The sequence below is a fragment of the Flavobacterium restrictum genome (genome assembly GCF_007097245.1).
Classification (GTDB): domain Bacteria; phylum Bacteroidota; class Bacteroidia; order Flavobacteriales; family Flavobacteriaceae; genus Flavobacterium; species Flavobacterium restrictum.
Window position 1 is genome coordinate 113,715 of record NZ_VJZT01000013.1, and the last position, 12,385, is coordinate 126,099.

General features: G+C 34.4%; 10 protein-coding genes and 1 tRNA gene. 5 read left to right on the forward strand and 6 right to left on the reverse strand.

The window, feature by feature from the left end; genetic code table 11:
• Window positions 1-6: 6 nt before the first annotated feature.
• The 4 genes from FNW21_RS12495 (at window position 7) to FNW21_RS12510 (ending at window position 3,851) form a co-directional block, all read left to right on the forward strand.
• The gene (locus FNW21_RS12495; protein WP_144257089.1) at window positions 7-1,236 is read left to right on the forward strand and encodes an MDR family MFS transporter; all 1,230 of its coding nucleotides are present in this window, start codon (window positions 7-9) and stop codon (window positions 1,234-1,236) included.
• 189 nt (window positions 1,237-1,425) lie between these two features.
• A complete protein-coding gene (locus FNW21_RS12500) occupies window positions 1,426-1,785 on the forward strand; it encodes a BlaI/MecI/CopY family transcriptional regulator (RefSeq protein WP_144257090.1) in 360 nt (119 codons plus the stop codon).
• 2 nt (window positions 1,786-1,787) lie between these two features.
• Window positions 1,788-3,629: a M56 family metallopeptidase gene (locus FNW21_RS12505; RefSeq protein ID WP_144257091.1), complete on the forward strand. Its 1,842-nt coding sequence runs from the start codon at window positions 1,788-1,790 to the stop codon at window positions 3,627-3,629.
• Window positions 3,630-3,710: 81 nt separating this feature from the next.
• Window positions 3,711-3,851 (forward strand): SsrA-binding protein, encoded by a 141-nt coding sequence (locus FNW21_RS12510; RefSeq protein ID WP_144257092.1) that lies wholly within the window; start codon window positions 3,711-3,713, stop codon window positions 3,849-3,851.
• Here FNW21_RS12510 and FNW21_RS12515 read toward each other — a convergent pair.
• Window positions 3,848-4,360, reverse strand: coding sequence for an adenine phosphoribosyltransferase (locus tag FNW21_RS12515; RefSeq protein ID WP_144257093.1), 513 nt, complete (start codon window positions 4,358-4,360; stop codon window positions 3,848-3,850). The two genes, FNW21_RS12510 and FNW21_RS12515, sit on opposite strands and share 4 nt — an antisense overlap.
• Before the next feature lie 104 nt (window positions 4,361-4,464).
• Between FNW21_RS12515 and FNW21_RS12520 the strand changes: the two genes are divergently transcribed.
• A tRNA-Arg gene (locus FNW21_RS12520) sits at window positions 4,465-4,538 on the forward strand.
• 279 nt (window positions 4,539-4,817) lie between these two features.
• Here FNW21_RS12520 and FNW21_RS12525 read toward each other — a convergent pair.
• From FNW21_RS12525 to FNW21_RS16705, 5 genes are all read right to left on the reverse strand, one after another.
• Window positions 4,818-5,171 (reverse strand): hypothetical protein, encoded by a 354-nt coding sequence (locus tag FNW21_RS12525; protein ID WP_144257094.1) that lies wholly within the window; start codon window positions 5,169-5,171, stop codon window positions 4,818-4,820.
• Window positions 5,172-5,705: 534 nt separating this feature from the next.
• The gene (locus tag FNW21_RS12530; protein WP_394344692.1) at window positions 5,706-7,643 is read right to left on the reverse strand and encodes an OmpA family protein; all 1,938 of its coding nucleotides are present in this window, start codon (window positions 7,641-7,643) and stop codon (window positions 5,706-5,708) included.
• 15 nt (window positions 7,644-7,658) lie between these two features.
• Window positions 7,659-8,570 carry a PorP/SprF family type IX secretion system membrane protein gene (locus tag FNW21_RS12535; protein ID WP_144257096.1) on the reverse strand — a complete coding sequence of 304 codons (912 nt, stop codon included), beginning with the start codon at window positions 8,568-8,570 and terminating at the stop codon, window positions 7,659-7,661.
• A 114-nt stretch (window positions 8,571-8,684) separates the two neighbouring features.
• Entirely contained in the window at window positions 8,685-9,938 is a 1,254-nt protein-coding gene (locus tag FNW21_RS12540) for a gliding motility-associated C-terminal domain-containing protein (RefSeq protein ID WP_144257097.1), read from the reverse strand.
• An 11-nt stretch (window positions 9,939-9,949) separates the two neighbouring features.
• Window positions 9,950-12,385: beta strand repeat-containing protein (locus tag FNW21_RS16705; protein WP_144257098.1), on the reverse strand; the 2,436-nt coding region annotated here is incomplete at its 5' end.

The following is a 12,385-nucleotide window of genomic DNA, read 5'->3' on the forward strand; positions in this document are numbered from 1 at the left end:
TGGTACATGCTCAAAACTGGTCTACGCCGCTACATTAATAATTTCAAAGGCTTTACACGGGAAGTTTGGATACTCGCTGCCATCACTTTTATCAATCGTGCTGGCACTATGGTTTTGCCTTTTTTGTCTAAATACCTTAAAGAAAACTTGCATTTTACCTACAGCCAAGTGGGTTGGATTATGGTTTCTTTTGGTTTGGGATCTATGTTAGGATCGTGGTTGGGTGGCAAATTATCGGATAAAATAGGTTTTTATAAAATCATGATTTTTAGTCTTTTTACCAGTGGTTTGATGCTGTTTTTTTTGCAATACATCACTACTTTTTGGGGTTTGTGTATGGGAATGTTTGCCGTAATGATGGTTGCTGACATGTTTCGGCCCGCCATGTTTGTCTCGTTAAACACCTACGCCAAACCCGAAAACCGCACCAGAGCCTTAACATTAGTGCGACTTGCCGTAAATCTAGGTTTAACCGCTGGTCCAGCATTAGGCGGATTAATCATTATGGGCTTGGGCTACAAAGGCCTTTTTTGGGTCGATGCTGCCACGTGTATGATTGCCATTACTATTTTTGCGGTATTGATAAAAGAAAAAAAGAGCCTCAAAAACGAGGCGCACCATGCCGCTCTTGCTGCCCCTGTAGCATCGGTTTTTAAAGACAAAATATTCTGGATTTTCCTTTTTGTGTGTTTTGTTACCGCAATTCTTTTCTTTCAACTTTTCACGACTTTACCGCTGTACCATCACGAGCAATTTGGTTTAACCGAATTTCAAAGTGGACTTTTACTGTCCTTGAATGGTGTGCTTATTTTCCTTTTTGAAATGCCAATTGTAAGCACTTTGGAACGAAAAAAAGTACCAAAACTCAAAATTATTACTTGGGGCTCACTACTTATGGGCATCAGTTTTTTTACCCTATTACTCAACAGTTGGGCTGGTATTTTAATTTTTGGGATGTTTTTTATCACTTTTGGCGAAATGTTTATTTTTCCATTCTCGAATTCATTTGCGTTAAGTCGCGCACCCAAAGGGCATGAGGGACGTTACATGGCGCTCTTCACAATGAGTTTTAGTTTGGCGCACATTGCCAGTTCCAAAACGGGTATGGATGTCATTAGTCATTTTGGTTATCAAACCAATTGGTTTTTGATGGGAACATTGGGGCTTATTGCGGTGTTGTGTTGCCTGTGGTTGCAAAAATTATGCACTGTTAAAAGTAAGAAAGCATTGGTGTAAAAAATAGTTTTTTGCTCATTCAAATCGAATTCACATATTTATTTAAAAAATCAAAATACTGTTTATCAAGTTTTTAAATTCTATTTAGCACTAATTTCGTTTATCTAAACTTAAAAAATAGTTAAATAACTATATTTTTAGTTTTTTAACTACAAATATAGTTGTATGTTTGTTTCAAATTAAAACATCATGCAAAAACTAACCAATAAAGAAGAGGAAATCATGCACATTTTATGGAAGCTAAAAAAAGCTTTTGTAAAAGAAATCCTTGCCGAAATTACCGAGGAGCAACCGCATTACAACACCCTTTCGACTATTGTCCGCAACCTCGAAGAGAAGGGTTTTGTTGCCCATAACGCCTTTGGAAACACCCACCAATATTTCCCAATTGTTAGTCTTGAAGCCTATCGAAAACGCTTTATGAATACGGCTATCGAGAACTATTTTGACAGCTCGTATAAAAATATGGTCACCCATTTTGCCAAAGAAGAAAAAATTTCAGCCGCGGAATTGCGTGAGATTTTAGCCTTGATTGAACAAAAACAATAAGTATGGAAACGCTATTTATTTTCCTGCTCAAATCCAGTGGATTGATGGTATTGTTTTATTTAGCCTACCATTTTTTGTTACGTAAAGACACCTTTTTTAGCAGCAACAGGTGGTTTTTGTTGGCTGGACTTTTCACTTCAGTGTGTTTGCCAATGGTCGTTTTTACCAAAATTGTTTGGATAAACCCAACACACTTCACAAGTAATTGGTCAAAAATTCCAGTTTCAATAGCTCCCAAAAATGATTCCTTTGACCTCAACTGGTTTTGGATTTTGGGTATTTGTTACAGCCTTGGAATTGTGTTTTTAATACTGCAATTTGGCAAAGAGTTTTATAGCTTGCAACGTGTTTTAAAAGGCAAAACCAGGCAACAACAAGCTGATTATATCTTAATTGACCTTGATGAAAACATAGCCCCGTTTTCGTATTTCAACACTATTGTTTACAACTCATCACTGTACAGCATTGCTGAATTAGAAAATATTTTGGAACATGAAAAAATTCACAGCGAACAAAATCACACACTTGACGTATTGGTCACGAGGGTTTTTTGCATCTTTTTTTGGTTCAATCCATTTATATGGTGGTATAAAAATGCCATTTTACAAAACCTAGAATTTATTGCTGATAGCGAAGCAACCAAAAAAATATCCGACAAAAAAGCCTATCAACTCACGCTTTTAAAAATAACAACACACGGAAATTGTGTTGCCATTACCAATCATTTTTATCAATCATTAATCAAAAAACGAATCGTTATGTTAAACAAAAATCAATCAAAAAAATGGAGTTCTTGGAAGTATTTCATTATTCTTCCGGCATTAGTTGCCTTTGTATTTTTATACCAAATAAAAGTTATTGCGCAGGAAAAAAAGCAAAATACACTCCAAGAAAAAACAAATGAAAATGGTATTGACATGTACACCATTACTAAAAACACATCGGAAGCCGAGTTACTTGAAAAAGCCGCAACTATTGAAAAAAATTTCGGAATAAAAGTTCGTTTTACGGGATTTAAAAGGAATACCAATAACGAGTTAACTGCTATCGCAATACAATTAAAAAAAGGCACTGAAATTTCCGAAAATAGAACCATAAGAAGCTCCACTGCCATCAAACCTTTTAATATTACAATTAATAAAAACTCGAATGGAATTCTAGAAATAAATTTTATTGAAGACCATAATTTGAACGAAACTGTTTTTAAAGAAAGTAATAGCAGTATTCCAAATACGTCTACACCAATTAACACAAAAATTATAATTGATGGATCCGAATCAGATCAATCAACAATGAATTCACTGGATCCTAATACTATAGAAAGTATGAATGTAGTTAAAAATACGAAAAATCCTGAAATCCGAATTACTACCAAAAAATATGCAAAACTACTTTCGGAAAACGAGCTTTATATTAATGGTGAAAAAGTAAATGAAGAGGAATTTATTGCCTTGAATCAAAATAATATTGACAAAATGGATGTCAATAAAAACGAAAAAAGAATTACAATAACGACCAAAAAAAATTACAAATTAATACCTCCTTCACCTCCTAAATTTCCAGATGGCCCGATGCCTGAAGCACCAGCACCGGATATGTCTAAAATGCCAACACCTCCAAATCTTCCCTCAAATACTGGCGACAAAAAAGCAATGTCGCAATATCACAAAAAAATGAAGGAATTTGAAGAAAAAATGGAAGCTTTTGAACCAGACATGAGTGCCTACGAAAAAGAAATTGAAGAAATAATGGCAAAAAGAGAAGCCATTTACGAAAAACAAATGGCACTATATGAAGAAGCATTAGAAAAATACCAAGAGGCAATGGAAAAAAATAATGACTAGAAATAGCTTCATTTCAAAACGCACAAAAGACGGTTCATTATCAGGACCGTCTTTTTTTATATCTTTGAAAAAAATCAACATATGTTTAAAATTTTAGCCAAAATCAACAAACTTATATTACCCAGTTTTACCAAACAGCGGTTGGATTTGGCGAAAGCCAAAAAGTGGCAACTCGCCATTATTGGCTATCGGTATTATGTAACCGCTCGCGCTTTAGGTTAAAAGGTTATCGCCGTAAAAATTTCGTTTCCTGCAATCTTGGCCCTACCGTTCAATAAAGTGAGTTCCATAATAAAATTACATTGAACAATGATACCACCCAAACGTTCCACCAATTCGCAAACAGCTTTGGCTGTGCCACCAGTAGCCAAAACATCATCATGAATTAGAATTCGTTCCCCTTTTTGAATCGCATCACAATGAATCTCTAAAGTATCACTACCGTATTCCAAATCATAGGAAGCCGAAAGAGTTGCAAAAGGCAATTTGTTTGGTTTCCGAACAGGAATAAATCCCACACTCAATTCTTGCGCCAGCAAGATCCCAAAGAAAAAACCACGACTTTCAACCCCAATTACCTTATCTATTTTTTTATCCTTTAGGGTTGAAACTAGTATTTCAAGGCATTCTAATCGTGCCTTTGAGTCTAATAGCAAGGGGGTGATGTCTTTAAACAAAATTCCTTCTTTTGGAAAACCTTGAATATCACGTATATAATTTTCTAATGCCATTTTTTTTTATTTTTATACAAAATTACGCTTGCAAGTTACACATTTATCACTATATTTGCACCCGCAAACACGTTCACTTTTTACAGTAAACTAAATCGCAATTAGGCCTTGTGGCGCAACTGAATAGCGCACTTGATTACGGCTCAAGAGGTTACTGGTTTGAATCCAGTCAAGGTCACAAAAAAATCCCTAAACATACTGAAAATCAGTTTGTTTAGGGATTTTTATTTATGGATTTGTAGATTTTTAATTATATTTTATAAATATCGGATTTAAATCTAAAACATTTCACTTCAAACACCTATGTAAAATAATTCAATATGCTTCTTATTAAACAAATACTGGCTATCCTTTAAATTATAATTATATAAAAAATACTTAAGTCAATTAAAAAAAATTTAGAGTTAAGAAGTTTTAAACTCCTTTTTCCATTACTGATACTATTTTTTTATGCTTTTTAGTCATTGATTAAGCTGTTAAAACAATATTTCATATCAGTTATTAATTGAGATCGAAGTTTAGAACTATCAACCAAAAATATATCTTCAACTTGCTGCAATTGTCCTAATATTTTCTTGTTAAAAGTACAAACTATTAGAGGAATTTCTTTTTTATATACCTTCATCAGATCAAATAATTCTTCTTCTAAATAGACTACAAATATTATTACTGAATAGTCATTTAAGTCATTATGATCTAAATGTTCAAAATCTCTATATACATCAAAACTAAAATCATCCTTGAATTCATAATTTAAAAACCTTGAAAAATATTTTTGATTATCGCATACTAATCCTTTTCTCTTATTCATTATATTCTAATTGGGTTTAAACAATTTAAAAATTATTTTCTTTTAACTTCTCTCTAGTTTTTCTTTTTATTGTCTTATTTTTTAGGTTTAGAACCAAAACAAGTACCGCTATCTTACCAATGAAGATAATAAACACTTCAAAATTTAATAAAATTAAATCTGGTAACGAACAGAAAACCAATTAATGGTAGAGGAACTTTTTTTTGGTTTGCTGCATTATAAACACCAAAAACAAAAAAGAGGCTCAAACTTAAACCCAATATCCACAATAATATAGACAGTGACGAGTCGATTGGGACTAAACATACACTACTAAATAAAGTACCTAAAAGACCTAATCCAAACGACTGTTTTAAATGATATTGAGCAAATGCTGACTTGCCGCCATTGCTATAAACGATAAAAGATAGTAACCAACCTATAATGGTCATATAACTAATAATCGAAATTGTCCTTCTACTCATTATTTTTTTGTTTAAAAAAATTAAAAAATTTATTCGTTCAACAACTCAAAACCTAATTATTGATTTCTATTTACATCGAAATAATTATAAACTCGCTACGTCTATTTGATTGATGCTCCTCCTCTGAACATGAAACGCCATCGGTACAGTTATTTACTAATTGTGTTTCTCCATATCCTTTACCAGTCAATCTACTTGAATCTATGCCGTTTTTTATTAACCAAGCAATGGTTGATTTAGCTCTTCTACTTGATAATGCTTCATTATATTTATATGTTTGACGACTATCCGTATGAGACCTCACATCAATTCTCATTGTTGGATTTTGCTCTAAAACTATTAGAATTTTTTCTAACTCGTAAGCGGCATCCTCTCTTATGTATGATTTGTCTAGATCAAAATAAATAATCTTTATTCCAAAAACTTTGGCTAAATCATCACCAGGTTTTATTGGTTTTATTTTTTTCTCTAATTGTATTGGTAAATTAGTTTTTCCTGATTCTTTGGAAATACTTATTTTTTGCTCACTTGTTTCGTATTCTGGTTTTGTTGCTCGTACATAATATGTTTCACCACATACTACTTTGAATTTGTAATTTGCTTTTTCATCGCTATACACTCGTTGTAGTTCTATAAATTTACTATCTAATATTACAACTTGGGTATTAGGCTGCAAATCCCCTGTATCTATATCCGTAACTACTCCTGACAATTCTTGCTCACAAGTTAGTTTTCGAGTTTCCCTAAATTTATAAATATCATCATATCCCCTACCTCCATCTCTATTAGAAGTAAAAAAACCAGTTCTAGTTTTAGTTTCAATAAGGAAAGCGAAATCATCTGTTTTGCTATTTACTGGTTCCCCAACATTTTGAGATTCAGAGATCTTTCCATCAGTTCCTATAGTAGCTACAAAAACATCTAGTCCTCCTAATCCTGGTTTACCATCTGTAGCATAATACAATTCATTTGTTGCTGCTATAAAAGGAAAGGTTTCTCTACCTGGTGTATTAATAGCATCCCCTAGATTAACAGGACTACCAAAACTTCCATCTTTGTTTATAACAACTTTAAACAAATCAGATTGTCCCAGACTACCTGGCATATCAGATGCAAAATATAATGTTTGCTCATCTGGGCTAAGTGCTGGATGTGCTGTGCTATATTGATCACTATTGAATGGTAATGCAACTATATCTACCCACTTCCCCTGTTTTTGGGTTGCTCTGTAAATTTTCAATAAAGTTACTTTGTTATGATCTTTTCCTCTTTTACCATTAAAATAATTATTCCTGGTAAAATACATCGTTGTACCATCTCTTGTAAAAACAGGTGTTGCCTCATGAAATTTAGAATTTATACCATTCTGAAATTTTTTAGGCTGACTTTGCTTTCCAGTTGAGTCAATAACTGACTCATATAAATTAGTAAATGATTGATTGGTCCATTTGAAAACCTTTTTAGAAACCCCTCCTGTATCACGTGCAGAGGCAAATATCAATTTTTCGTTAGAAAAAGCGCTTCCATAATCCGAAAATTTCGAATTGATTCCTGCATCTTCAATAGTATAACGTCCAGAATTAGCTTTTATCAAATCCAAGTAATTTCTGTTTGAATTAAAATTTTTAGCTCGTGCATCATTCCCTGATTTTTTATTAAACTCGGACATTATTTCATCGGCTTTATCATATTTTCCAATTGATTTTAAACATTGTGCATACCGATAATAATACTCTGGCTTTTGGTAATTACTTATTGCAAAAAGTTGGGTGTACCACTTTTCTGCTTTGGCTAATTGAGCATTAAAATAATAGGCATTACCCAATTTTTGAAAAAGATCATCAGATTTATATCCTTTCTCTGCTATACGCTCATATATCCTTATAGCATCGATGTAAGCATAGTTGTTGTAGTCTTTGTCAGCTCCTACAATTTTAGACTTTTGCCCATAAGCCTGAATTGTTATTAAACTAAAAAAAGCACTCCAAATTAAGGTTTGAATTTTTATCATGATAAAATTGTATTAAAAAAATCTTGGAGATATAATTTTATTGAACTTATTAAATAGTTCATAGCGCAGGAAAAATTCATGGGAACCTGAATTATAGTTCGCTAATTTTGTGGTTTCTAAATCGTAGCCATAACCAATAAACCAATTGTCCGTTGCTTGAAACCCTACCATTGCACTTACAGAGGCACTCCATCTATAGGCTATTCCTGCTACAAACTTTTCGTTTATCATAAAGTTTCCTGATAAATCTACTTGTAATGGGGCACCTTGAACAATCTTGGTCAGCATTGAGGGCTTAAATTTGACATTCGAACTCAAATCAAATACATGACCTGCTATAAGATATAAATTCATTCGCTCTTTATTAACAGCAACGGAGTTGTCATCGTACCGTTTTGTCTCAAAGAAATTTGGAATTGACACTCCCAAATACGTTTGCTCCGAATGAAAATAAAGACCTGCACCAATATTAGGTGTGAAATTATTGTTTAAATTTTGAAATTGTACATCGCCTTGATGTTCAGGATATAATTTATTGACATCTAAATTGAATAAATTAGCAGTTGTTTTAATTCCAAAAGAAAGTTTAAACCGCTCCGATGTAGGAATCGTATAGGACAAATCTACTGTAGCTGCATTCTCTACTGTAGGCCCAATACGATCATTTACAAATGAAATTCCTAATCCTAAATTACTGTTATTAATAGGCATATTGATTGAGGCTGCATTAGTAACAGGTGCTCCGTCTAACCCAACCCATTGCGTACGATGCAAAATAAAAATACTCGTAACACCACGAGATCCAGCATAAGCAGGATTGACATTAATGGTATTGTACATATATTGGGTATATTGAGCATCTTGCTGTGCGGTACATATAAAACTAGTTAGCATTATAGTCACAATCAAAAAATTTATTTTCATCTCTTATGGGTTTAATAATTAAAGTCTAAAACTTTTTTTTCAACAGATTACTTTGTTCATCAACAAGAAACATATCCGCTGGTAAAACAAAGTTGTCCTTGTATTTAAGTAGTATCAATCTTTGTCAAGGTAGAGATAACCTGCTTTCTTTATAGTTTGGGAATTATTACCTGAATACTTGAAGTTCAGGATATAAAAATAAGTTCCTGAAGGTAACATTTCATTCCTAGACACCGTAACTCTACCGTCAGAATATCCTTTAAAAACATTCCCATTGGAGCCATAGTTGCTGGTTTCATAGACTTTTACTCCCCAACGGTTGTATATTTCTACAGTATTGTCAGCTGAACATTCGTTTAAACCATCTATTTTAAAATACTCGTTCTTGCCATCCCCGTTAGGTGATATTGCGTTGTAAACCGTCAACGTGTTACATGGCAATACAATTCGATCCCCAAAAACTCTCGCCAAAGTAAATACGCCATATCCCGATGGTGTAACTACACTAGTGACTTCTTTTCTAGAAGGATTAGTTGCACCCCCCTCATCAATCCATAGTTTACGATTGGCATCCCAACGAACAATATGTATTTCATCATAAGGTGCAGCATATATTGTAGCTGGCGTAGTATCCTCGTCCCATGACAAGGTCAAAAGTATCGGGCTATCCCCTTTGGTCCTATCTACGGCCCAGTATTCTTGATTATCAATTAGGTCTATTATTCCCGTTTTGTCCACATGAGGATATAACGGATTTGAATTATCTAGAAAATATTTACTAGTAAAAGCATCTGTAGCATTTTCAGGGGCTGATATAGCGGCATATCTAAACTGCTCTTTATCCCCGATTGGAAATTGAAAAGCATCGTCCCCATTTTTACGAACATACCCATCAACATGACTGGCATCATCAACATTAATATGGTTTGCAGTATTCTCAAAAACTAGTAATCCACCATAATTATCATCATCTACTATCCCTTTTTGAAAGTTTGATGTTCCAGAGATACTAACTTCATTAGATAAATGAAAAGCAGGTTGTATTTTAGTGTTATAAAACTCCCCATTATACCATTCCATAGGGATACTTCCAGAAATATCTTGATAGCCAAACATTCCTCTCATACGAGTAATACCTGTAGTAGAACCTGAAGTAAAACTTACAAGTCCATCATTGTTATAATGACTGTACACATAAAAATCACCATCATTAAATAGGTTACCTGTACTCTTATTATCCATAGCTCCTACTGTAGACATAATTGTACCTGAACTAATGTATAAATCACCCGTATTTACCGTTTGAGCAGTTATACTACTTGTTAAAACAAATAATATAAAGCTTACAACTTTTATTGTGTTTTTCATATAAAATTTAATTAACTTCCAATGAACACCCAATCAGCACCATCACTTTGCAAGGTAACCGCACTAGAAGGATAGAAATTCTCCACATTTGTAGCAGCAACATAAGGATTAGAAAGAAAATTACCTCCATTGGTTGTAATTGTAAGATTGTAATTAACATCGCCGTAATGTCTTAACACATAAATCCTTCCTTTGCAAGTGGTTGCATCGGGAAATGTAATTGTAGCAATTGCACCTGTTCCTCTGTATATTACTGTATAATCTGTATCTGTAAGTGTATAATCCCCAGTTACGTTTTTAATACTCATAGTTACCGATCCATTAACTTCTAGTGTACTGTTTGGATTAGGTGTATTAATACCTATTTTACCTGCTGGCGCAGCAACTGTACCTGTTAAATCGGTACCAAAAATAGCACCCCCTATATTCATTTGATTGTTACCCGTAGTTGAAGCTAAATTAGCGGCATTACCTATAGCAATATTATTATCTCCAGAAACCATTGTACTTGCTACATCATTACCTATAAATACATTATTGTTAGCAGCCGTTGCATTTTTTGCAGCTTGGTAACCTAAAACACTGTTATTAGAAGCAGTTGTACTAAACTGTAACGCATTAAAACCCACAACGGCATTGTTAACCCCTGAAATATTATACAGCAATGCGCTATTACCCAACGCGGTGTTATAATCGCCATTATCATGAAATGCTAAACTGTTTACCCCAACTGCTGTGTTTTTGTTACCAGTAGTATTAAATTTTAAAGATTCAAAACCTAAAGCTACGTTGTTATCACCCGTTGTATTACGTAATAAGGCGTTTTTACCCATTGCTGTGTTACCACCTAAACCAGTAGTAGTAGGATTTAAAGCGTATACACCAAAAGAAGTATTACCCAAGTTTTCATTAAGGAAACCAGATTGTATGTTGTTTCTTTTAAAGACTAAATTTTGATTGTCTGTTGTACCTACAAAGTTAGTACCAGCTGTTGTGCCTGCGTTACCATCTACATGCCAATCTACTGTTTTTGAACTAGGTGCATCTACTGTTTTTAAAACTCCATTTGCGTCTGCTACTACAAATTTGTCTGTTGCAGTACCAGTATTTGTGTTAATATCACGCACACGAACGTTACCCGAACCTATGTCTAGTTTTTCGGTAGGGTTAACAGCTTCATTTGCTATACCTACATTACCATTAGCAATTACTGTAAGTGCATTGGCACGATTTGAAGTATCAGAACCCATACCTATTTCAAATAAAGAGTTTGGTACATTTATATTATATTTACCAAGTATAAATTGATTATCAGTATTAGAATTATTACCCTTACCAAATAATGTAGCATTTGTAGAATAGGTAATGGTATTATTATTACCAAAGATTGTATTATTATACTGATACCCACCAGCCCCATCCGAGGTGATAGCATTATTCTCTCCGAACATCGTATTATTACGAAATGTAGGTCCTCCCTCATTTCCGGTCATTGTATTTGTATCGCCAAAAATGGTATTGTTATCCCAAATTCCTCCTGCATTATATTCTTTATTATTTGAACCAAAAATAGCATTTGAAGTTCCTTGTACCGTTCCCAAATTGTTACGACCAACAATCAATGAATTGGCACTAGCAATTGAATTTAGATTACCAATACCTACTGAATTAGTGCCTTTTACAGTAACATTATCTCCAATTGCAGCACTATTCGCTCCTACTGTATCTGTATGGTTTGACCCCACACGTAAAGCACCCTGAACATCTAAAGTGGCACCTGCTAAAACTTCATTTTTACCAATGGCAACTGTACCCATTTGATAAATATTTTGCGCGTTTAAAGTAGCTTGGTCTGTTGTCGTTTGCACTAGCCAAGGTTCAACTTTTAAAGTAGATAAGTCTATCGTAGGGTTATCATTATTTTCGTTAGTATAAGTAAGGATATTTGTAGTTGCGTCTAATGCTAGTGTCGTATTTGTTTGGGTTGGTGAACTTGCATTCACTACATAAGGGTTTGCCACAGTTCCTGTACCAGTTATCGTAACATTAGTACCTGCGGTTGTTACGCCACCAACACCGTTTGTTCCGTTTGTTCCGTTTGTTCCGTTTGTTCCCGCTGGACCCGTTGCGCCAGTAGCACCTGTTAATCCTATAGGTCCTTGCGGTCCTGTCGCACCAGTTGCGCCAGTAGCTCCTGTTAATCCTATTGGACCTTGAGAACCAGTTGCTCCAGTAGCACCATCAACTCCATTGGTTCCGTTTGTTCCTGCTGCTCCAGTAGCTCCTGTTAATCCTATTGGACCTTGAGGACCAGTTGCTCCAGTTGCACCGTCAACTCCATTGGTTCCGTTTGTGCCGTCTATTCCATTGGTTCCTGCTGCTCCAGTAGCTCCTGTTAATCCTATTGGACCTTGAGGACCAGTTGCTCCAGTTGCACCGTCAACTCC

What these genes read in the sequence shown, in the direction of transcription:
- FNW21_RS12495 (WP_144257089.1), top strand. Translation starts at nt 7, where the DNA reads ATGCTCAAAACTGGTCTACGCCGCTACATTAATAATTTCAAAGGCTTT.
- FNW21_RS12500 (WP_144257090.1), top strand. Translation starts at nt 1,426, where the DNA reads ATGCAAAAACTAACCAATAAAGAAGAGGAAATCATGCACATTTTATGG.
- FNW21_RS12505 (WP_144257091.1), top strand. Translation starts at nt 1,788, where the DNA reads ATGGAAACGCTATTTATTTTCCTGCTCAAATCCAGTGGATTGATGGTA.
- FNW21_RS12510 (WP_144257092.1), top strand. Translation starts at nt 3,711, where the DNA reads ATGTTTAAAATTTTAGCCAAAATCAACAAACTTATATTACCCAGTTTT.
- FNW21_RS12515 (WP_144257093.1), bottom strand. Translation starts at nt 4,360, where the DNA reads ATGGCATTAGAAAATTATATACGTGATATTCAAGGTTTTCCAAAAGAA.
- FNW21_RS12525 (WP_144257094.1), bottom strand. Translation starts at nt 5,171, where the DNA reads ATGAATAAGAGAAAAGGATTAGTATGCGATAATCAAAAATATTTTTCA.
- FNW21_RS12535 (WP_144257096.1), bottom strand. Translation starts at nt 8,570, where the DNA reads ATGAAAATAAATTTTTTGATTGTGACTATAATGCTAACTAGTTTTATA.
- FNW21_RS12540 (WP_144257097.1), bottom strand. Translation starts at nt 9,938, where the DNA reads ATGAAAAACACAATAAAAGTTGTAAGCTTTATATTATTTGTTTTAACA.